Raw genomic sequence first — 19,793 nt, forward strand, 5'->3', positions numbered from 1 at the left:
CACGACCCGACGATCCGACACCGCGCCGACTCGACGCCGCGGTGGACCCGGAGGCACCACCCGAAGTCTTCTTCGCGGCGCGACCATTCGAACCAGCACTGCGCCCGGCACCAGCTGAGCCCGCACCGCCCGATCGTGCGCCGCGACCACGAGAGCCCGCACCCGCACCACCCGACCGGCGGCTCGGCCTACCGACCTGCAACTCACCCTCGTCACCCAGCGTGACCGCCGAATTCGCGGCGACGATCGGTACACCGGAGGGCTGCTTCGCCCCGGTGATCTGGATCAGCCGCCGATCGCCCGGACGGATCTGCACGCCGTCGACATCGACGCCCGCTTTGCGGGTCATCTTCTCGACCTCGGCGCGCTCCTCCTCGGTGACCAGTGTGACGACGACACCGTCCTCACCGGCTCGGGCGGTACGGCCGGCGCGGTGCAGGTACGCCTTGGACTCCCCGGGCGGATCCACGTGCACGACAAGGGAAATCCCGTCCACGTGGATGCCGCGCGCGGCCACGTCGGTGGTCACCAGCACGGGTGTCGTACCGTCGGCGAATGCGGCCAGCGTCCGCACCCGGTTGTTCTGCGCCTTCCCGCCGTGCAGCGCGCCCGCGGCGATGCCCGCCGCGCGCAACTGCTTGGCGAGCCGGTCCGCACCGTGCTTGGTGCGCACGAACATGATGGTCAGCCCGTCGCGGGCGGCGATCTGCGCGGTGATCTCGCGCTTATCGGCCTTGCGCAGGTACAGCAGATGATGCGACATCGTCGCGACCGAGGCCGAGGGCGGCGCGGTGGAATGGGTGACGGGGGAGCGCAGGTACCGCTTGACCAGCTTGTCCACCTCACCGTCGAGAGTGGCCGAAAACAGCAGGCGCTGACCATCTTTCGGCGTACGGTCGAGCAGCTTGGTGACCTGCGGCAGGAAGCCCATATCGGCCATGTGGTCGGCCTCGTCCAATGCGATGATCCGCACATCGGACAGGTCGGCCGAGCGCTGGCTGATCAGATCTTCCAGCCGCCCTGGCGTGGCGATGAGCAGGTCCACACCGCGCGCGAGCCGATCGGCCTGTCGTTTGATCGGCGCGCCGCCGACCACCGAAGCGATCCGCAACCCGAGCGAGAGTGCGGCACTATCCAGCGCCTTTTCGATCTGGGCCGCCAGTTCGCGGGTCGGCACCAGTACCAGACCGCGTGGACGGCCCGGCTTGGCCTGGGCACCCGCGAGCAGCGCGAGCATCGGCAGTCCGAAGGCCAGGGTCTTGCCGGAGCCGGTCGGGCCGCGCCCGAGCACATCCTTACCCGCCAGCGCATCGGTCGCGGTCGCGGCCTGGATCGGGAACGGCGCCTCGATGCCGTCGCGGCGCAATGCCTGGACGAGCACGGCTGGTAGGCCCAGCTCCGCGAAGGTGGTGGCAGGGGTGGAGGAGGTCAACGGGTTTGTGTGCCTTTCATGTCTCGGCGCGGGGATCCGGGCACGCGTGGTGCCGCCGAGATGGTTGGGCCCGGTCATCGGGATGGGGTAGGACCGGGTGTGTCGGGGAGAACCGGAGGAATCAGTTACGCAGCAGTCGATCCAGTTCGACCAGCCAGGGTACCGCGACGGCCATGGTCGGGACCACCAGGATGGCCGCCGATCCCAGATATGCCGCCGAGGCGACCCGAAGATCGCCGATCCGTCCACCCAGGCGTTGGATGCGGATCAAGGTGGTCGGGCCGCCCGCGGCGAGCGCGCCCTGCGGAGCGGTGGATTTCGCGCACGCGACCAGCGCGCGGGCCAGCGGCTTGGGGCCGGTGACCTTGACCGCCGAGTCGTCGGCGAGCAGTTCGATCAGGAGTTTGACCGAGCCGAGCGCGGCCTTGCTGCGCACAACCCGGGGGAAGGCCTCGTGCACCGCGGTGAATGCCTCGAGTACCAGGTCGTGTCGGGCGCGCAGATGCGAACGCTCATGGCTCACGATGGCGGTGACCTCGGCGTCCTGCAGGCTGGTCAGCGTGCCTTCGCTCAGTACGACCCGCTGGCGCAGGCCGGGCAGACAGTAGGCGATCGGTTCGGTCGAGGCGAGGACCCGGATATCGGCGGCGCGGCGCTGCGGTCCGCTCTGGTCGAGCAGATCGACCAGCATGCGGTGGCGCGCCCGACGCCTGCGGGTGTGCACACCGACCCGCACGATCGCGTACATCAGCCGCGCGCCGACCAACAGGGTCAGCGCGAAGACGAAGACATAAGCCAGCCACAGCGGCAGTCCGAGCGCGTCGATCTCGCGGGCCGGGGAGGTGGTCGGGCGACCGTCCGGTCCGGGAACGAGTAATTGGGCGGCGATGGCCAGGCCAGAGCCGAATGCGCTGAGCACGGCGGCGAGCGCGATGGCCTGCCATAACACGAGCGCGGCGCGCGGGGTCCGATACGGCCAGGTCGCGCGGCTCAGCAGCGCTGGGGCAGGCCCCGCGAGAAGCAAAGCGAGACCGGCGAAGACCGGCGCGGTTGCGTTCATCGACTCAGCTCACTGCGTTGTGGGGCCAGGGCGTCACCTCGTTGTGAGGCCAGGATCCCAAGACTACTGCTTCGGTCGCGCAGTATCTTCGGATGCCTCGAGCTTAGCGAGTGCTTCCCGCAACGCGTCCGTATCGTCCCTGCCGACCTGCTCGACGAAATGCACGAGCGCCGCCGCGCGGCTACCGGCCACGTCGGCTTGCTGCAATGCGTCGACCATCAAGCTGGCGACCAGTTCGTCGCGGGTGTGCACCGGCGCGTAGCGGTGGGCGCGGTCGTCGCGGCGCTGAACCACCAGGTTCTTCTTCGCCAGTCGTTGCAGCACCGTCATCACCGTGGTGTACGCGAGCTCACGGCGGGCGGCCAAAGCCTCGTGTACCTGCCGTACGGTCTGCGGCTCGTCGCTGGACCACAACTGGTCCATGACCGCCTTCTCGAGTTCACCAAGTCCTGCCATTCCTCCAAGTTTACGGACTCAACGACACAATTGCGTACTACACCCCGTCGTAACTGTCTGATAGCTGTGTGTCATTTGTCATATCCTGGCAAAACGTGTCGGGTTCCGATGGGCACGATCATCGGACTGCCGGAGACCGGATCCTCGAGCACCGAGGCATCGAGATCGAAGACCTCCCGTAGCAGCGCGACATCGATGATCTCGGCGGGCGCGCCCTGGGCGACGATGCGCCCGTCGCGCATGACGATGAGTTGGTCGCTGTAGCGAATGGCCAGGTTGAGATCGTGCAGCACCATCACCACGGTGCGGCCGAGGTCGTCGTGCAGCCGGTCGATCAGGTCCAGGACCTCGACCGAATGGGCAAGGTCGAGGTAGGTGGTCGGCTCGTCGAGCAGCAGGATATCGGTGCCCTGGGCCAGTGCCATCGAGATCCAGGCGCGCTGGCGCTGACCGCCGGACAACTCGTCGAGTGAGCGATCGGCCAGGTCGGCGATGCCCGTCGCCGCGAGTGCGGACATGACCTCGGCTTCATCGGTGGCCGACCACTGCCGGATCCAGGACTGATGCGGATGACGCCCGCGCGCAACGAGATCCGCGACCGTGAGCCCCTCGGGTGCGACCGGCGACTGCGGGAGCATGCCGATGATGCGTGCCACATCCTTGGTATTCATCGTCGAAATCGCCTTGCCGTCCAACAGGATTCGGCCCCGGCGTGGACGCAGCAGGCGGCCGAGCGAGCGCAGCATGGTCGACTTGCCGCAGCCGTTCGGGCCGATGACGGTGGTGACGACGCCGGGCGCGATATCGATATCGAGTCCGTCGACGATGACGCGGTCGCCGTAGCCGAGGGTGACGTCCTGTGCGGAGAGCCGCGTATCGCTGGTCATGACAGGGTCGCCTTCCGATTCATACGCACGAGCAGATAGAGCAGGAACGGTCCGCCGAAGGCGGCGGTCACGACGCCGACCGGCAGATCGACCGGAAACAGCGTGCGCGAGGCCAGATCCGCGCCGACTACCAGGACGGCACCGATGAGCGCCGAGCCGATGAGTGGTTCGCCGGGAGTTCGCAGCAGTCGGCGCGCGATCTGCGGTGCGGCGAGCGCCACAAAGGTGACCGGACCGACGGCCGCGGTGGCGACCGAGGCGGCCACCACGGCCGCGCCGATCAATAGCGTCTGCTGCGTCTGGATCCGCACGCCGAGCACCCGCGTGGTATCGGTGCCCAGACGCAGTGCGGCAAGGGTTCTCGCGGAGCCGACTGCGACCACGACGACAACGGCCAGTGCCACCGCGGCCGGGACGAGTTGGGTCCGGTCCGCGCTGTTGAGTGAGCCATTGAGCCAGAGTTGCGCGCGGGACGCGTCCTGCAGGCTGGCGCGGGTGAGCAGAAAGCTGATGCCGGACAACAGCAACGCGTTCACACCGATGCCGATCAGCACCAGCCGCATCGGCGTGACGCCGCGGTCACCGGTCACGCTGCGGCCCCAGGCGAGCAGGTAGATCACGATCGCGGTGAGCAGACCACCGGTCAGCGCGGCCAGTGGCGCACCGACGCTCGCGGCGAGTCCTGTTGTCGCGCCGCCGGTTCCGACCAGTACCGCGACCGCGCCGAGGCTGGACCCGGTGGTGATGCCGAGCATATCCGGCACGGCGAGCGGGTTGTGCAGGATCGATTGGGTGATCGCGCCCGCGATGCCGAGTGCGGCACCGACGACCGCGGCGGTGAGCGCGCGCGGCAATCGCGACTCCAGCACGATGAAGCGCTGGGAACGGGTGCCACCGCCGCTGAGCACGTCCAGTACTCGGCCGATCGGAATGTGGGTGTCGCCGAAGGCGATGTCGAGGCAGAACAGTGTGAGTACGGTCGCGGCCAGCGCCAGAACCATGAGCGCCATGGTGGGGCGCAGCACAATCGCCACCGGGCCGAGGCGCAAGGCGGGGCGGATGCGGTCCAAGGGTGCCGGAGTCCGGCTGAGCGTGGTTGCGGTGCTATCCGGGGAGATTTTGTCCATGATTCGTTCGCTCATGGATGCTCCGCCCGGTGCGATCGCTGTGACATCTCCCTCACAGGCTCACCAACTTCTTGCGCCGCACGAGCAGAATGAAGAACGGTGCACCAAGGGCCGAGATCATCACGCCGACCTGTAATTCACCCGGTCGCGCCACAATTCGCCCGACCACATCGGCGACGAGCAGCAGCAATGCGCCGAGCAGTCCGGAGTACGGGATCAGCCAGCGATGGTCGGGACCGGTGAAAACCCTTGCGACATGCGGCACTATCAACCCGATGAAGGCGATCGGACCGACGGCCGCTGTCGCCGCGCCGCACAGCAGCACAATCGCGGCCAGCCCGAGCGCCCGGCTGCGTCCGATATGCACCCCGAGTCCGCGTGCGACCTCCTCACCCAGGCTCAGCAAATTGAGGCCCGGCGCGGCCGCAACGGCAAGCACCACGCCGATCGCCAAGAACGGCAGCACCTGCCAGAACACCTCGGCATCGCGGCCGTTCACCGTGCCGACCACCCAGAATCTATAGGTGTCCAGCGCCGCATTGTCCATGAGCACAATGGCATTCGTCATCGCCTGCAGGAATGCGGTTACCGCGGCACCGGCCAGCACCAGGCTGAGCGGACTCGCCTTGCCACTGCCGATCGCGGATACCCCGAACACCACCAGTCCGGCGATCAGCGCCCCCGCGAAGGCGAACCAGATGTACTGCTCGGGTGCGGTCAGCGCGAAGAGGTAAACGCTCAGTGCCGCAAGGAAGGCCGCACCCGCATTCAAGCCGAGTAAGCCCGCGTCGGCGAGTGGGTTGCGGGTATAGCCCTGGATCAGCGCGCCCGCGATACCCAGTGCGAGCCCGGTGACCAGCCCAAGTGCGGTGCGCGGCAAGCGAAGTCTGCGCACGATCTCCTCCGCGGTCGACCCGGCGGGACAGCTGAATGGGCCGCCCGGGCAAGTGAGGGCACTGTGCACGGCGTCGTAGACGGTGCCGGGAGACAGTGATCGGGTGCCGACGGCAATGCTGGCCACGGTGGCGACCAAGAGCAGTGCGGTCAGCACGATGAGGCCGAGTCGACGACGGCGCGCAGTATTCGTTCGTCGCGCCTCCGGCGCGCTGGTGCTTGATGCCGTCACGGCGACGAACTACTCCTGAGTCGATATCTGGTGTCCGGTTGCTAGGTCTGGTAAGCCTAACCTATCTTTCCGATCCGACCGATCATGAAGCCGACCCGAGGAGGTTCGATGTCCGAGCCGATCACCGCCTACATGCCTCGCCAGTCCCAGGTGGCATTCGGTAGGGCCTGTGCTCGGTTGGGCTCGTTGCAGCCCGAACATCCGCGGGTATATGCGGTGGCCGCAATGTCCGAGCAGGGCAAACGACGCTGGTGGCGGCTGGAGGACGGGTTGCGCGAGGGGCGGATCGAACTGATGTATCGGCGGCATGCCGCGGAGATGATCAGTGCCGATACCGCCGCCGAAGTGGTGGCGACCGCGTTGATTCACGCGGTGATCGGCCGTGTGGTCGCGCTGCTGGTTGCCGAGGGGCGAGTCTGGGACCCGGGTCTGGAGAATCTGTGGCTGCATACCGACAACGACGGCGGCATCGACTGGGCTGGCTTGGCGGACACCACGATTCGCGTGCTCGACGGTGATCGGCTGGTAGGGGAGGCCGGGGTGGTCACGTTGCCGTGTGAGCAGGCCATGTATGTCTGGCTCGCGCATCGGTGTGAGCAGTCGCTGCGGTTGATCCAGGGGACATTGGCCGAGTGCGCGGGGCTCGGCGAGCGCCGGTTCTGGTCGCTGGTCGGTGAATCCATTGTCGGCGCGGCCACTTACGTGCCGGATCTGGCGCGGACGGATTCGCTGGCCGGTGCGCGCCGGGGTCAGGGGATCCTGTCGGCGTTGGAAGAACGTGGTTTGCCTGTGCGCCGCGTTGTGGGTTGCCTGGCTCGATAGTTGCCGCCGGTTGAGCCCGTACTCGTCGAGCGTGGAATGGGTTCCGGCAGATACTGTCTGGCGTCCGCATAGCGTTGATCGAATGCGTCACCGCGAGCGGCATGCGATTCGATGGAAGTTGCCCACTTAGGTAAGCCTGACCTATACTTAGCCTGGCGTTGGGATCGGCCGAGTGTTCCGGAGGGCTGCCGTGAACCCACGATCCACTGCCGCGGCGGGCTCCACCTGTGTGGAGCCCGCCGCTCTGTCTCGGCGAGCGAAGGGCCGGGAAGTAGCCGTCGTGCGAGGGCCAGGACGCCCTGTGTCAAGGTGAATGCATGACACAGCAGGAAGTTGCCCAGATCCAGTCGCTGGCCGACGTGACACCCGAGCTGATGACCGAGCTCAGCAAGAACACCTTCACCGATCTGATCGGCCTCGAATTCACCGAGGTCACACCGGATCGGGTGCGCGGTCAACTGACTGCGGGACCGCAGTTGCTGCAGTTGGCGGGCATTGTCAACGGTGGCGTGTACTGCACGATCGTCGAAACGCTGGCCAGCGTCGGCGGCGGTGTCTGGTACAACGCCCAGGGCACCAACGGCACCGTGGTCGGGGTGAACAACAACACCGACTTCCTGCGCTCGGTCCGCGAGGGCAAGGTCTTCGGTGAGGCGACGCCGCTGCACCGCGGTCGCCTGCAGCAGCTGTGGCAGGTCGTGCTCACCGACGACGAGGGTCGCACCGTTGCGCGCGGCCAGGTGCGGCTGCAGAACCTGCCCGCCCGGGATTGATCGGCGCTCCCGGAACGGGCGTGCCAGAATTACCGTCACCCTGATCCACGAGCGCTGAGGAGCCCGGATGCGACTGTCGCCGCATGAGCAGGAACGGCTGCTGCTGAGCTACGCGGCCGAACTGGCCCGGCGCAGGCAGGCGCGCGGGCTCAAGCTGAACCATCCGGAGGCGGTCGCGCTGATCACCGATCATGTGCTGGAGGGTGCGCGCGACGGGCGCACCGTCGCCGAGCTGATGTCTTCGGGGCGAACGGTTCTCACGCGTGCCGATGTGATGGAGGGTGTACCGGAGATGATCCACGACGTGCAGGTCGAGGCCACCTTCCCGGATGGCACCAAGCTGGTCACCGTCCACCATCCGATCGGTTAGGTCGACCATGATTCCGGGTGAATACTTCTGTGCTGAGGGCACCATCGAGTTGAATGCGGGCGCGGACCGCATCGAGCTCGATGTCGTGAATACCGGTGACCGGCCGGTGCAGGTCGGCAGTCATGTGCATTTCCCGCAGGCCAATGCCGCGCTGCGTTTCGATAGGGAAGCCGCGCACGGACGTCGGCTCGATATTCCGGCCGGTACCGCAGTGCGCTTCGAACCCGGTCTCGGCCAACGGATTTCGCTGGTCCCGCTCGGCGGCGCGCGCGAGGTCCACGGCATCAGCCTCAATCCCCCCGGACGTTTGGATGGTGCGTCATGAGTGAGCTGAGCCGCGCGCGCTACGCCGAGCTGTTCGGGCCGACCACCGGCGACAGAATTCGCCTGGCGGACACCGATCTGCTGATCGAGATTACCGAAGACCGCAGCGGCGGACCGGGACTCGCGGGCGATGAGGCCGTCTTCGGCGGCGGCAAGGTGCTGCGCGAATCCATGGGCCAGGCCCGCGCGACCCGTGCCGAGGGCACGCCCGACACCGTGATCACCGGCGTGGTCATCATCGATCACTGGGGAATCATCAAGGCGGACCTGGGAATTCGCGACGGCCGCATCAGTGCGATCGGCAAGGCAGGCAATCCGGACACCATGAACGGGGTGCATCCGGATCTGGTAGTCGGCCCGAATACCGAGATCATCGCGGGCAACGGCCGCATCCTCACCGCTGGCGCCATCGACTGTCATGTGCACTTCATCTGTCCGCAGCTGATGGACGAGGCGCTCGGCGGCGGTATCACCACATTGATCGGCGGCGGCACCGGTCCGGCCGAGGGCAGTAAAGCGACGACAGTGACGCCCGGATCCTGGCATCTGGCCCGGATGCTGGAGGCCACCGACGCGTGGCCGCTGAACATCGTGTTGCTCGGCAAGGGCAATACCGTCAGCGCCGAATCCATGTGGGAGCAATTGCGCGGTGGCGCAGCGGGTTTCAAGCTGCATGAGGATTGGGGCTCCACCCCCGCCGCGATCGATGCGTGCCTTACCGTCGCCGATGCGGCAGGCGTGCAGGTGGCGCTGCACTCGGACACCCTGAACGAAGCCGGATTCGTCGAGGACACGCTCGGCGCCATCGCGGGCCGCGGCATCCACGCCTATCACACCGAGGGCGCGGGCGGCGGGCACGCACCCGACATCATCACCGTCGCTTCGCATCTCAACGTGCTGCCCAGTTCAACCAACCCGACCCGGCCGCATACCGTCAATACCCTGGACGAGCACCTGGACATGCTCATGGTGTGTCACCACCTCAGCGCGTCCATCCCGGAGGATCTCGCCTTCGCGGAGAGTCGAATTCGGCCCTCCACCATCGCCGCCGAGGATCTACTACACGATCTCGGCGCGATTTCCATGATCGGCAGCGACTCCCAGGCCATGGGCCGCATCGGCGAGGTCGTCATGCGCACCTGGCAGACCGCGCACGTCATGAAGCGCCGCCGCGGCGCGCTGCCAGGTGACGGCGCCGCCGATAACGCTCGCGTGCGGCGCTATATCGCGAAGTACACCATCTGCCCGGCTATTGCCCACGGGCTCGACCATGAAATCGGTTCGGTGCAGGTCGGTAAGCTCGCCGACCTCGTGCTGTGGGATCCCGCGTTCTTCGGTGTCCGCCCGCATGCCGTCCTCAAGGGCGGCGCGATCGCCTGGGCCGCCATGGGCGACGCCAATGCCTCCATTCCGACCCCGCAGCCGGTGCTGCCACGCCCCATGTTCGGTGCCGCACCACTGGCCGCCGCCGCGACCTCGCTGCACTTCGTCTCCGAACAGGCCATCGAGGACGGTCTCGCCGACCGCTTGGGTCTGCGCCGAAAACTGGCCCCGGTCAAGAACGTTCGTCGCGTCACCAAGACGGATATGCCGAACAATGACGCAATGCCACGAATCGAAGTCGATCCGGATACCTTCACCGTGCGCATCGACGGCGAGGTCTGGACCGAACAGCCCGCTACCGAGTTGCCCATGGCGCAGCGCTATTTCCTGTTCTGATTGTCGGCGGTTGCCGGGCGACGGCTCGACATCGTCAGGGCGGTCCACGCACCTGTGTCGGCGGCGCGTTCGAAGCGGCCGCAATATCGGACGAGATCGCCGCCATTCCGATCGCATCCGGCCGGGACTGCATCACCGGCGCTCATTGCCCGCGCTGGTGTCACCCGCTCAGTTTCGGCGGTCTTCGGGCGGCCGGTGGCAGACTTCATGGTATGACGACGTTCGAGTGGGCCGACGTGGACAGCTACATCGTGGACTCTCTGGTGGGAGGCGAGGACTCGACCGCGACGGCATTGGCCGCCAATGCGGCGGCGGGGTTGCCCGCCATCGATGTATCGCCCGCGCAGGGCAAGTTTCTGCATTTGATCGCGCGGTCGATCGGGGCGCGGCGGGTGCTCGAGATCGGCACGCTCGGCGGCTACAGCACGATCTGGTTGGCGCGGGCGGTGGGGAAGGACGGCCAGGTCATCACCCTGGAGTTCGAGCCGCGGCACGCACGGGTGGCGCGGGAGAACCTGGATCGGGCCGAGGTCGGCGACCGAGTGGAGATCCGGGTGGGTGCGGCGCTGGACAGTCTTCCGGTGCTGGCGGAGGAGGAGCCGGAGCCGTTCGATCTGGTGTTCATCGATGCCGACAAGGTCAACAATTCGAACTATGTGCTCTGGGCACTGCGCCTGACCCGCCCCGGCTCGGTGATCATCGTCGACAATGTCGTGCGCAATGGTGCTGTCGCCGATGATCATTCGGACGATCCGGCGGTACAGGCCAGCCGCGAGTTGGTCGACTTGCTCGCCGCCGAACCCAGCCTCGACGCCACCGTTGTACAAACCGTCGGCAGCAAGGGATGGGACGGCTTCGCTTACGCCGTGGTGAATGGTGAATTCAACGACTGAGCGTTGCCGATACCGGGTCACATAGGGGAAAGCGGCATCAGCACCACCTTGCCGACGGTGCCGCGCGTCTCCAGCGCGCGGTGCGCCTCGGCCGCCTCGGCAAGCGCGAAACGCTGGACCGCGGGCCGCAGTCGACCGGCGGCTGCCTCGGTCATCGCCTTGTCCTCCAGCGGGCGCAGATCGCCGCCGACGCGCTGGAGCAGGCGCGGTCCGACGACCATCTCGGAGGTGATCCCGCGCGTGGCCAACTCCTCCGAAAGCGATAGCGGCCCACCGTCGGCCGCGCCGTAGATCAGATGCTGACCACCCTTGCCAAGCAGATCGACTGCGGCGCGGCTTATTTCGCCGCCGACACCGTCGAACAGCACCGTGGCCCTGCGGTCACCGAGCTGGGTACGCGCCTGCCCGGGCCAGTCGCGACGGAGGTAGTCGATCGCGATATCGGCACCATTGCGTTGCACCAGTTCGACTTTCGCTGGCCCACCGGCCAGCCCGACGACCGTCGCCCCGACATTCTTCGCATGCTGAACCAGCAGTGTCCCGATGCCACCCGCGGCGGCGGTTATCACCACAACACTGTCGGGGCCGAGTTCGGTGAACAACAGAATCCCCATCGTGGTTCGCCCGGTGCCCACGATTGCGACCGCCTGCGCCGGATCGAGATCGGCCGGAATCTCGTGCAGCCGAGCCGTTTCCGTCACGGCCAACTCGGCATAGCCACCCGGAGCCTGACCGAGATGCGCGACCACTCGCTTGCCGAGCCAGGACGCATCGACGTCCGGCCCGATTCGCTCCACAGTCCCAGCGACTTCGCGACCCGGGATGGTCGGCAGTGTCGGTAGCGGATAGGGACCCGCCACACCGCGACGCAACGCCGTATCGACGAAATGCACGCCCGCCGCCGCGACCCGGATGAGCACCTGACCCGGCCCGGGCACCGGATCGGGAACCGTTTCGTAGCGCAGATTTTCGGCTGGTCCGAACGTATGCAGGCGGATGGCGTGCACGGTGGCTCCTAATCGTCGGCGGATCAGCCCACCCTGCAACCTGAACCGCCATTCAGGTCAAGAGGTGGAGGACCTCGCGCACCGTGCCTCGAATCCGTCGCAGAGCGCGGACAATCCGATATACAACAGATCCTCCGAGGTCAGATCGCTGACTCCACTGCCGTTCAGATCCGCCAGCGCGGGCGGAATGGGCAGCTGTGATTTTCCTTCCAAAAGTGCCCGCAGTCCGTTCGAGCCCTCCGGATTCATGCCCTTGCGCGCGACCAGCGCACCGCTGATATGCGGCAGCGTGGCCCCGGAGATGTAATTCCACACCGCGAAGGCCATGGTGGACGCCTCGCGGGTCGAGACATTCAGTTCGCGCAGCCCCTCGACCAGCCATGCGAAACAGGCCAGACCCTGCGGGCCGAAGCTGTAGCGGGGCATCGCGAAGGTGAGCAGCACCCACGGATGCTTCTGGTAGAGAGCCCAGTCGATCTCGGCGGCGATGCGCACCCGGTCGCGCCAGGTCCAGTTCTTGCCCTCCGGCGACGGATACGGATTGCGGGCCGAGATCTCATCGGTCATCAAGGCGAGCAGTTCGTCCTTGTTCGCGACATGTCGGTACAGCGACATGGCGCCGACACCGAGCTGCTCGGCGATATGTCGCATGGATAGTCCGTCCAGTCCTGCCTCGTCGGCGAGGGCGATCGCGGCGTCGACAATGGCCGCTCGGGTGAGCTTCGGCTCGGTCATCCCATGACTCGCTTCCAGTTTTGGAACCGCATGCGTACACTGTACCCGAACTGATGCGTACGCCGTACGCGACATGGGAGAGGAATCGACATGACACAGGTGGAGCTCGCCCAGGCGGCGCCGACCGGTTCGCGGCGTGCTCAGCTCGGTCTCGCGGTATTGCTGCTGCCGGTGCTGTTGGTGTCGATGGACATCTCGGTGCTGTTCCTGGCCATGCCGACGCTCACCCTCGATCTCGACCCGTCGGCCGCGCAGCAGCTGTGGATTCTGGATATCTACGGCTTCCTGATCGCGGGACTGCTGATTACCATGGGCAATCTCGGGGACCGGATTGGGCGGCGCAATATTCTGCTCGCCGGTGCGTCGGTGTTCGGTATCGCCTCGATCATGGCGGCCTTCGCGCCGAGCGCCGCAGTGCTGATCATCGCGCGGGCGTTGATGGGTATGGGCGGCGCGACCCTGTTGCCGTCGAGTCTGGCGCTGATCTCCAGCCTGTTCCCGAACGCCCGCGAGCGCGCCGCCGCGATCGGTGTGTGGACCGCATTCTTCGCGGGCGGATCCGCGGTCGGCCCGATCCTCGGCGGCCTGCTGCTGCACCACTTCTGGTGGGGCTCGGTATTCCTGATCAATATCCCGGTGCTGCTGATCCTGCTCGCCTTCGGTCCGTTCGTATTGCCGGAACATCGCGCCGGAGCGGTCGGTCCGCTGGATATTCCGAGCGTGCTGCTGTCGATCGGCGGCATTCTGCCGGTCGTCTACGCGGTGAAACAGATCGCGGCCGAGGGCTTCGATGTCGAACCGCTCGTGATCGGCCTCATCGGTGCGGTGCTGCTCGTTGTCTTCGTCCGGCGGCAACGGCGGCTTGCCGAACCGCTGCTGGATCTGCGCCTGTTCCGGCGGGCGCAGTTCTCGGTCGCGATCGGCTCCAGTCTGGTCGGCATGATGTCGCTGGCGGCGATGAGCTACCTGACCAGCGTCTACCTGCAATCAGTGACCGGACGTGACCCGCTGGCGGCCGCGCTGCTCGGGATTCCGATGGCGATCGCGGTGTTCGTGTGCTCGATGGGTGGTGCTCGGGTCGGGCACCGGCTCGGGGTGCGTCCCACCTTCGTGCTGGCGCTACTTGCCGCGGCCATCGGCAATGTCATGCTGATCGGTGTCGGGGTGAACGGCGGAATCGCCTGGTACCTTGCGGGATCCACGATCGCGGGCATCGGCTACGGCCTGGCGTTCACCCTGGTATCGGATGTGGCGGTGTCCTCGGTGCCGCCGGAGCGGGCCGGATCCGCGGTCGGGATCTCCGAGACCAGTTTCGAATTGGGCAATGCGCTCGGTCTCGCGCTGCTGGGTTCGGTTGCGGCCCTGGTCTTCCGGTCCGGTGGCGATTATGCGGACACGCTCGGCGAGACCATCCAGCATGCGGGCCGCAACTCCGCGCTGATCGACGCCGCGCGCGAATCCTTTGTCACCGGAATGCATGTGGCGACCTCGGTCGGTGCGGTGCTGTTGGTGGTGATGGCGGCGGTCGCGGCATTCGCATCCCGGCGCTGACCGGCGCGCCTCCCCGGATTCGGGTGCGATTCGCGATATAATTAGATGTCATGATTTCGCATGACATCACCTCGATCGAGGGTTTCATCCGCAGCTACGACGAGATCGTCGCGGCATCGGATTTCGCCGCACTGCCAAGACTTTTCGAACCGGTGATCCTGGTGACCACACCGACATCGAGCCGCTGTGTGAGTCGGGAGGAATTCGTGGCCGCCGCGCGGGCCCGGGCCGACGAGTTCGATGCTGGGTCGTCGCCGCGCACCAGGCTGGTGGAGCAAACCACCTTCGAATTGGGTGGCCACTGCTGGCTGACCTCGGCGAGGTGGGCGCTGTCGGTCGGCGAGCGGACCCTCGACGTCTACAGCGACTTCTTGGTGCGCCGCGCCGAAGACGGATTGCGGATCGCGGCCTACCTGCCCCGACAGGATCTGCCGGAGCTTCTGCGTGCCTCGGCGAATGACCGCGAATAGCGGAGTTCGGCGCATACAGTCGAGAGGGTGAACGACACTCCCGCTTCGAGCAATGGCCGCCCGCTCGCCGAGCGGGTGGCGTCCTGGCTGCTGTACCCGACCTATCGGCCGCGTGCGAAATCCCTGCGCGGGCAGGTCGCGGGCCGAATCGTGCTGGTGACCGGCGCATCGCACGGCATCGGCAAGGCGAGTGCGCGCAAACTGGCCGCGGCCGGTGGGATCGTGCTGCTGGTGGCGCGCTCCGCCGATGCCCTGGAGCAGGTGGCGGCCGAGATCACCGCCGAGGGCGGCGTCGCGCACGTATATCCGACGGATATGACCGATATGGATGCCGTTGAGAAACTCGGGCGCGACCTACTCGCAGAGCATGGCCATATCGATGTGCTGATCAATAACGCGGGCAAGTCGATTCGCCGATCGATCGATGAATCCTACGATCGCTTCCACGATTTCACCCGCACCATCGACGTGAACTATCTCGGGCCGGTCCGGCTGCTGCTCACCGTTCTGCCGAGTATGCGCGATCGCAAACAGGGCCATATCGTCAACATCTCTACCTGGGGCGTACGCATGCCGCCCGCGCCGCGGTGGGCCGCCTACGGTGCCTCCAAATCCGCCTTCGACGTCTGGTTGCGCAGTGCCGCAGCGGAAATCGCCGCCGACAAGGTGACGACGACCTCCATCTACATGCCGCTCGTGCACACCAGGATGAGCGCGCCGACCGATTTCAGCCGTGTTCCCGGGCTGACCGTCGACGAAGCCTCCGATCTGGTCTGTCACGCCGTGACCGCCAAGCCACGCGAGATAACGCCCTGGTGGTCGCCGGGTGTTCAGGCCTGGTCCGATCTGACCCGCGGGCAGGCGCAGCGCTTCATGGAACGCGCATTCCGGCGCTGATCGTCATGCGCCCGGTGTCCGGCGCGGGCGCGGACCGATCTGATCGAGCAGCACGTTGACCTCGTCCGGGAAACCATTGGTCACCGCCTTCGGTGACTTGTTCGGGAATCGGCGCGTGACGTGTTCTTCCGCGGCCGATCCCGGTAGCACGTAGACGGGTTCGGCCTTGTTCTGCAGCGGACGCACGACATCGTCCAGGTGGGTTTTGCGATCGTCGAGGTAAGCGCCGATCACATCCTCCCCGGCCGGGCAGACGGCCATGCAGTACCCGGCCTTGTAGTTGGGTTTGAACGACAGGCTCTGCCACATCGAGAACGATTCGCCGGTGGTGACGCGCTCGCGGTACTCGTCGGCGCTGTCGCTGTCGGCGACGGTTTCGGCCCAATCGGTGAAGCCGCCCATGAACTCTCGGTAGTTGTGGGTATAGCAGGCCTGGAAATCGAAGCCGCCGTCATTGGTGATCGCGCCGACCGGGCAGGCCGATACGCACAGCTTGCATTCCAGACACGGATTGAAATCCAGTGCGGCGCTCGGCTCATCGATCACCGCATCGGTGACCACCGTGCCCAGCAGGATGAAATTGCCGAACTTCGGGTGAATCACATTGCGGTGAATACCCATAACGCCCAATCCGGCCGCCTCGGCCACCACCTTGTGCGCGATCACCCAGATCCGACCCGGGAACTTGTCGACCTCCATCGGATATCCCGGCGCGGGGTAGACGGCGCGATACCCGGCATCCTGCAGTGCCCTGGTAATGCGGCGCGACACCTCATTGGTCTCGTCGTCGGCGTGATTGAACTCGGTGTTGGCCAGACTGCGCATGGTGCTGCGCAGGTTGTCCCGGTTCATCCGGACACAGAAGGCCACGAATGTCCGTGCGGAGGGCAGGATTTCGCGGGCATGCTCGAGTTCGACCGCCACCCTCGGATCATCGACCGGCACGAAACCCACATCGTCGGCTCCGGCCGCGAGACACAGCTCGCGCAGCCGCGCCGTGCTCAGCACCGGATCCGGTGTCGTGCGCGACATTTCGGTCACCCGCTTGACAGTCGGATGCTCCGCCAATCGTCCCTGCCCCGTTGGTTCCTTTTCCGACATCGACCCTCCTCGTAACGGCGAGACCGACACGGCCTCAGGAATATAGACCGCGCCGACCCTTGAAATTCATCGCAATGCGGGCGTGTCGCGCGCATCAGACGATAAGTCGTTGCGGTTCGGGCGCAACCTGCCCGCTGTCCATGCGACAGAAGCGCCGATGCCCGCGCCGAGCAGCCAACCTGCCAGCACATCGGTCGGCCAGTGCGCACCCAGATACACCATGCACCCGCCGACGAACACCACAGCCGTAGCGAGCGCGATACCCGCCGCACGGCGCATACGGCCCGATCGCCACCGCACCGCCAAGAATACGGCCATGGCCAATGCCGACGTAGCCGCGGCATGAGTGGAAGGCATTGCCCAGCTATGGATTTCGGGCCACAGAGTGAGGTCTCCAGCAGGCCGCGGCCGCCGCACCACCTGCTTCAACCAATGCGCAATGAGATCGCCGAGCAACAGACTCGCCGCCGCGATCCCACCGACCCGCCAACTCCGCGTCGCGACCACGGCCAACACTGCGGCGAGCGCGACGACTTCGAGTACCTCGATGCGCATTCCGGCATTGCCGATGCCCTGAATCACCTGCGTCACCGCATCGGCGCGCCCGGCCGAGACGGCGCGCATGATGCCTTCATCGAACCCCACCACCCAGATGCTTCCAGACCCCCAGCGGTGGCAGGAGTCATCCCGACCCCGCCCTGGTTCGAAGATCATGTGTGGCCCGGTCGGGGTGAGGGAGCCCGACCGTGTCACGCATAGGATCGACGGGTGCACGGATCGGATGCGGGAACCACGGGGTTGGCGACGTTGTTCGCCTTGGCGGACTCGCGCCTGCCGATCGGGGGACATGTGCATTCCGGGGGAGTGGAGGAGGCGGTGGCGTCCGGGGTGGTGCGGGATGTCGCGACCGTCGAGCTTTATCTGCGGCGGCGGATCCAGACCTCCGGCCTGGTGGCGGCCTCCTTGGCGGCGGCGGTGTGCGCGGGAAAGCTGACCGCGCAGCGGGCCGAAGTCGAGGCCGATGCGCGGACACCGGCACCGGCCGCGCGGGCGGCGTCGCGGGCTCAGGGGCGTGGCTTGGTGCGATTGGCGAAACAGGTTTGGCCAGTGCAGGATTGGGCGGTTCTCGGCTTTCGGCCGCATCTGTCGACGGCCTTCGGAGTCGCCGGGCAGGTCTGTGGCGCGAGTCCCGAGCAGGCCGCCGCGGTTGTCGTCTACACGACCATGACCGGCGCGGCGACCGCGGCACAGCGGTTGCTGGCATTGGATCCTGCCGCGGTCGCCGCCTGCACGATCCGTCTCGGCGAACTCTGCGACCGAACCTCCGCGGCGGCCGCGACCGAACTCGCCGCGCTCTCGGATCCGCTACAGGACGTACTCGCACAGCGGCACCTCGTCCGCGATATGCCCCTGTTCGCGTCCTAGGCGCGCAATCGGCGAGGATGGAAGTGGAAAGGAGCACGATATGCCACCCCACCTGCTCGACGGCGAGCCGCACGATCACTCGCACGATCGGCCCAAGCGCGAGCGCACCCCAGGCGAGGCGCTGCGCATCGGCATCGGCGGACCGGTCGGCTCGGGCAAGACCGCCCTGGTGGCCGCCCTGTGCCGACAGCTGCGTGACGAACTCTCGCTCGCGGTGCTGACCAATGACATCTACACCACCGAGGACGCCGACTTCCTGCGCCGCCACGCGGTGCTGCCGGATGAGCGGATCACCGCCGTGCAGACCGGTGGCTGCCCGCATACCGCCATTCGCGACGACATCACCGCGAACCTCGACGCGATCGATGATCTGATCGCGGCCAACCCGCCGCTGGACCTGATCCTGGTCGAATCCGGCGGCGACAATCTCACCGCCACGTTCTCCTCCGGGCTCATCGACGTACAGATCTTCGTCATCGATGTCGCGGGCGGCGACAAGGTGCCGCGCAAGGGCGGTCCCGGCGTGACGTTCTCGGATCTGCTGGTGATCAATAAGACCGACCTGGCCCCGCTGGTCGGCGCGGACCTCGACGTCATGGCACGCGATGCCGCGAAGGTGCGCGAGGGCCGTCGCACGGCGATGATCTCGCTGACCGAGGATCCGGCCGCCACCGCGGTGCTGGCCTGGGTGCGCGAGCAACTGCGGGCAATCGCCGAACAGGATAAATCCGGCACCGAATCCGCTGTTGCGCACTGAGGTTCGCATTGTCGCGGCGGTCGGCACGCTGCCCGAGATCCACGCGAGCGGCGGACTGGCCGCCCGGCGTACCGGTCCGGACACCGTCCATCTGATCGGCACCGCGGCCACGCCGCTCGGTGGCGACAAACTCGATATCGAGATCGTGGTCGGCGCGGGCGCGCGTCTGGTGCTGCGCTCGGTCGCGGCCACCATCGCGCTACCGAGCGCGCGAACGCCATTGTCGTTGGCGCACTGGCATTTCGACGTCGCGGGCGAGCTGGATTTCGATCCCGAACCGACGATCGTGGCGGGCGGAGCGCACCATCACGCGATTACCGAGGTGCGCTTGACCCGCGACGCCCGGCTACGGTTGCGCGAACGCGTACAGATCGGGCGCACCGGTGAGTACGGCGGCGGTTGGCGCGGGGAGCTGATCGCCGATGTCGGCGACCTGCCGCTGCTGCGGCATCGACTCGAACTCGGTGCGGGTGGTGCCACCGATGACAATCTCGCCGCACCAAGGGCTTTGGACAGCGAACTCGTCTATCCGGACGACCGACCAGCGGAAACGGACGGTCTGGCCGCGGCCCGCCTCCCACTCGCTTTGGGCGGGACGCTGTCCACCCGATCGGGACCGCTTCTGGTCAGCAGGCGATAGCCTCGGATTCGCCCTGGAATGTGTCATCCATCACAGCGGGGCGTTTGGCTGGGCCGACACGGTGTGGCGATGCACCGGGCGGGGGAATGAAAGAGGTGGGAACCCGACAACGTCGTCAGGTTCCCACCCCGGTTCGGCGCTCGATCAGTCGCCGACGACCCGCGAGGGCGCGTTGAACGCATTGACCGCGCCGACGGCCGCGCCGGCCGCCGCCCCGATGG

The 19,793-nt window shown here is 66.8% G+C and carries 22 protein-coding genes; 12 read left to right on the plus strand and 10 right to left on the minus strand.

Translation table 11 applies throughout. The annotated features are described in order from the left end of the window. The 6 genes from NA5_RS37935 to NA5_RS37960 form a co-directional block, all read right to left on the minus strand. Nucleotides 1-1,510: DEAD/DEAH box helicase (locus NA5_RS37935; protein WP_157110889.1), on the minus strand; the 1,510-nt coding region annotated here is incomplete at its 3' end. Between the two features lie 43 nt (nucleotides 1,511-1,553). Next, nucleotides 1,554-2,492, minus strand: coding sequence for a M56 family metallopeptidase (locus tag NA5_RS37940; RefSeq protein WP_062993871.1), 939 nt, complete (start codon nucleotides 2,490-2,492; stop codon nucleotides 1,554-1,556). 63 nt (nucleotides 2,493-2,555) lie between these two features. Next, a complete protein-coding gene (locus tag NA5_RS37945) occupies nucleotides 2,556-2,948 on the minus strand; it encodes a BlaI/MecI/CopY family transcriptional regulator (protein ID WP_062993872.1) in 393 nt (130 codons plus the stop codon). Nucleotides 2,949-3,019: 71 nt separating this feature from the next. After that, nucleotides 3,020-3,835 carry an ABC transporter ATP-binding protein gene (locus NA5_RS37950; RefSeq protein ID WP_062993873.1) on the minus strand — a complete coding sequence of 272 codons (816 nt, stop codon included), beginning with the start codon at nucleotides 3,833-3,835 and terminating at the stop codon, nucleotides 3,020-3,022. Beyond that, the gene (locus NA5_RS37955) at nucleotides 3,832-4,962 is read right to left on the minus strand and encodes a FecCD family ABC transporter permease (protein ID WP_443093756.1); all 1,131 of its coding nucleotides are present in this window, start codon (nucleotides 4,960-4,962) and stop codon (nucleotides 3,832-3,834) included. The genes NA5_RS37950 and NA5_RS37955 overlap by 4 nt, the downstream gene beginning before the upstream one ends. Before the next feature lie 52 nt (nucleotides 4,963-5,014). Continuing rightward, nucleotides 5,015-6,088 carry a FecCD family ABC transporter permease gene (locus NA5_RS37960; protein WP_062993875.1) on the minus strand — a complete coding sequence of 358 codons (1,074 nt, stop codon included), beginning with the start codon at nucleotides 6,086-6,088 and terminating at the stop codon, nucleotides 5,015-5,017. Between the two features lie 108 nt (nucleotides 6,089-6,196). On the opposite strand from NA5_RS37960, the gene NA5_RS37965 reads away from it, so the two are divergent. The 6 genes from NA5_RS37965 (at nucleotide 6,197) to NA5_RS37995 (ending at nucleotide 10,989) form a co-directional block, all read left to right on the plus strand. Continuing rightward, on the plus strand, nucleotides 6,197-6,910 hold the full coding sequence (locus NA5_RS37965; RefSeq protein WP_062993876.1) for a hypothetical protein: 714 nt from the start codon (nucleotides 6,197-6,199) through the stop codon (nucleotides 6,908-6,910). 374 nt (nucleotides 6,911-7,284) lie between these two features. Beyond that, on the plus strand, nucleotides 7,285-7,683 hold the full coding sequence (locus tag NA5_RS37970) for a PaaI family thioesterase (RefSeq protein WP_062993890.1): 399 nt from the start codon (nucleotides 7,285-7,287) through the stop codon (nucleotides 7,681-7,683). A gap of 67 nt (nucleotides 7,684-7,750) precedes the next feature. After that, nucleotides 7,751-8,053: an urease subunit gamma gene (locus NA5_RS37975; protein WP_040689950.1), complete on the plus strand. Its 303-nt coding sequence runs from the start codon at nucleotides 7,751-7,753 to the stop codon at nucleotides 8,051-8,053. 7 nt (nucleotides 8,054-8,060) lie between these two features. After that, the gene (locus NA5_RS37980; RefSeq protein WP_062993877.1) at nucleotides 8,061-8,378 is read left to right on the plus strand and encodes an urease subunit beta; all 318 of its coding nucleotides are present in this window, start codon (nucleotides 8,061-8,063) and stop codon (nucleotides 8,376-8,378) included. Further along, complete coding sequence (locus NA5_RS37985; RefSeq protein WP_062993878.1) at nucleotides 8,375-10,096, plus strand: urease subunit alpha; 1,722 nt, start codon at nucleotides 8,375-8,377, stop codon at nucleotides 10,094-10,096. Before NA5_RS37980 ends, NA5_RS37985 begins: the two co-directional genes overlap by 4 nt. 212 nt (nucleotides 10,097-10,308) lie before the next feature. Continuing rightward, a complete protein-coding gene (locus tag NA5_RS37995; RefSeq protein ID WP_062993880.1) occupies nucleotides 10,309-10,989 on the plus strand; it encodes an O-methyltransferase in 681 nt (226 codons plus the stop codon). Nucleotides 10,990-11,006: 17 nt separating this feature from the next. On the opposite strand, the gene NA5_RS38000 is transcribed toward NA5_RS37995, so the two are convergent. Further along, a complete protein-coding gene (locus tag NA5_RS38000; protein WP_062993881.1) occupies nucleotides 11,007-11,996 on the minus strand; it encodes a zinc-binding dehydrogenase in 990 nt (329 codons plus the stop codon). A gap of 57 nt (nucleotides 11,997-12,053) precedes the next feature. Continuing rightward, nucleotides 12,054-12,731, minus strand: coding sequence for a TetR/AcrR family transcriptional regulator (locus tag NA5_RS38005; RefSeq protein WP_062993882.1), 678 nt, complete (start codon nucleotides 12,729-12,731; stop codon nucleotides 12,054-12,056). 90 nt (nucleotides 12,732-12,821) lie between these two features. Here NA5_RS38005 and NA5_RS38010 point away from each other — a divergent pair, with 90 nt between their 5' ends. From NA5_RS38010 to NA5_RS38020, 3 genes are read left to right on the plus strand one after another with little or no spacing between them, the layout of a single operon-like run. Beyond that, nucleotides 12,822-14,282, plus strand: coding sequence for an MFS transporter (locus NA5_RS38010; RefSeq protein ID WP_062993883.1), 1,461 nt, complete (start codon nucleotides 12,822-12,824; stop codon nucleotides 14,280-14,282). Between the two features lie 50 nt (nucleotides 14,283-14,332). After that, complete coding sequence (locus tag NA5_RS38015; protein ID WP_062993884.1) at nucleotides 14,333-14,752, plus strand: DUF6841 family protein; 420 nt, start codon at nucleotides 14,333-14,335, stop codon at nucleotides 14,750-14,752. 27 nt (nucleotides 14,753-14,779) lie between these two features. Beyond that, nucleotides 14,780-15,649 (plus strand): SDR family NAD(P)-dependent oxidoreductase, encoded by an 870-nt coding sequence (locus tag NA5_RS38020; protein WP_245672660.1) that lies wholly within the window; start codon nucleotides 14,780-14,782, stop codon nucleotides 15,647-15,649. 3 nt (nucleotides 15,650-15,652) lie between these two features. On the opposite strand, the gene NA5_RS38025 is transcribed toward NA5_RS38020, so the two are convergent. Further along, entirely contained in the window at nucleotides 15,653-16,750 is a 1,098-nt protein-coding gene (locus tag NA5_RS38025) for an epoxyqueuosine reductase (RefSeq protein WP_063813841.1), read from the minus strand. A gap of 66 nt (nucleotides 16,751-16,816) precedes the next feature. Further along, complete coding sequence (locus NA5_RS38030) at nucleotides 16,817-17,395, minus strand: phosphatase PAP2 family protein (RefSeq protein WP_169811426.1); 579 nt, start codon at nucleotides 17,393-17,395, stop codon at nucleotides 16,817-16,819. 123 nt (nucleotides 17,396-17,518) lie between these two features. On the opposite strand from NA5_RS38030, the gene NA5_RS38035 reads away from it, so the two are divergent. The 3 genes from NA5_RS38035 to NA5_RS38045 are packed head-to-tail and all read left to right on the plus strand — an operon-like array spanning nucleotide 17,519 to nucleotide 19,572. After that, nucleotides 17,519-18,175 (plus strand): urease accessory protein UreF, encoded by a 657-nt coding sequence (locus NA5_RS38035; RefSeq protein WP_062993886.1) that lies wholly within the window; start codon nucleotides 17,519-17,521, stop codon nucleotides 18,173-18,175. Nucleotides 18,176-18,215: 40 nt separating this feature from the next. After that, entirely contained in the window at nucleotides 18,216-18,932 is a 717-nt protein-coding gene (gene ureG / locus NA5_RS38040) for an urease accessory protein UreG (protein ID WP_062993887.1), read from the plus strand. Further along, nucleotides 18,922-19,572, plus strand: a complete 651-nt coding sequence (locus NA5_RS38045) for an urease accessory protein UreD (RefSeq protein WP_062993888.1) — start codon at nucleotides 18,922-18,924, stop codon at nucleotides 19,570-19,572. Before ureG ends, NA5_RS38045 begins: the two co-directional genes overlap by 11 nt. Nucleotides 19,573-19,793: the final 221 nt, after the last annotated feature.

The sequence above is a fragment of the Nocardia anaemiae NBRC 100462 genome (assembly GCF_001612725.1).
GTDB lineage: Bacteria > Actinomycetota > Actinomycetes > Mycobacteriales > Mycobacteriaceae > Nocardia > Nocardia anaemiae.

Bases quoted from the DNA above. Each gene is read 5' to 3' on its own strand.
- NA5_RS37995 (WP_062993880.1), top strand. From the start codon at position 10,309: ATGACGACGTTCGAGTGGGCCGACGTGGACAGCTACATCGTGGACTCT.
- NA5_RS38015 (WP_062993884.1), top strand. From the start codon at position 14,333: ATGATTTCGCATGACATCACCTCGATCGAGGGTTTCATCCGCAGCTAC.
- NA5_RS38025 (WP_063813841.1), bottom strand. From the start codon at position 16,750: ATGTCGGAAAAGGAACCAACGGGGCAGGGACGATTGGCGGAGCATCCG.
- NA5_RS37965 (WP_062993876.1), top strand. From the start codon at position 6,197: ATGTCCGAGCCGATCACCGCCTACATGCCTCGCCAGTCCCAGGTGGCA.
- NA5_RS37945 (WP_062993872.1), bottom strand. From the start codon at position 2,948: ATGGCAGGACTTGGTGAACTCGAGAAGGCGGTCATGGACCAGTTGTGG.
- NA5_RS37950 (WP_062993873.1), bottom strand. From the start codon at position 3,835: ATGACCAGCGATACGCGGCTCTCCGCACAGGACGTCACCCTCGGCTAC.
- NA5_RS37980 (WP_062993877.1), top strand. From the start codon at position 8,061: ATGATTCCGGGTGAATACTTCTGTGCTGAGGGCACCATCGAGTTGAAT.
- NA5_RS37985 (WP_062993878.1), top strand. From the start codon at position 8,375: ATGAGTGAGCTGAGCCGCGCGCGCTACGCCGAGCTGTTCGGGCCGACC.
- NA5_RS37975 (WP_040689950.1), top strand. From the start codon at position 7,751: ATGCGACTGTCGCCGCATGAGCAGGAACGGCTGCTGCTGAGCTACGCG.
- NA5_RS37940 (WP_062993871.1), bottom strand. From the start codon at position 2,492: ATGAACGCAACCGCGCCGGTCTTCGCCGGTCTCGCTTTGCTTCTCGCG.
- NA5_RS38010 (WP_062993883.1), top strand. From the start codon at position 12,822: ATGACACAGGTGGAGCTCGCCCAGGCGGCGCCGACCGGTTCGCGGCGT.
- NA5_RS38005 (WP_062993882.1), bottom strand. From the start codon at position 12,731: ATGACCGAGCCGAAGCTCACCCGAGCGGCCATTGTCGACGCCGCGATC.
- NA5_RS37955 (WP_443093756.1), bottom strand. From the start codon at position 4,962: ATGGACAAAATCTCCCCGGATAGCACCGCAACCACGCTCAGCCGGACT.
- ureG (WP_062993887.1), top strand. From the start codon at position 18,216: ATGCCACCCCACCTGCTCGACGGCGAGCCGCACGATCACTCGCACGAT.
- NA5_RS37970 (WP_062993890.1), top strand. From the start codon at position 7,285: ATGACCGAGCTCAGCAAGAACACCTTCACCGATCTGATCGGCCTCGAA.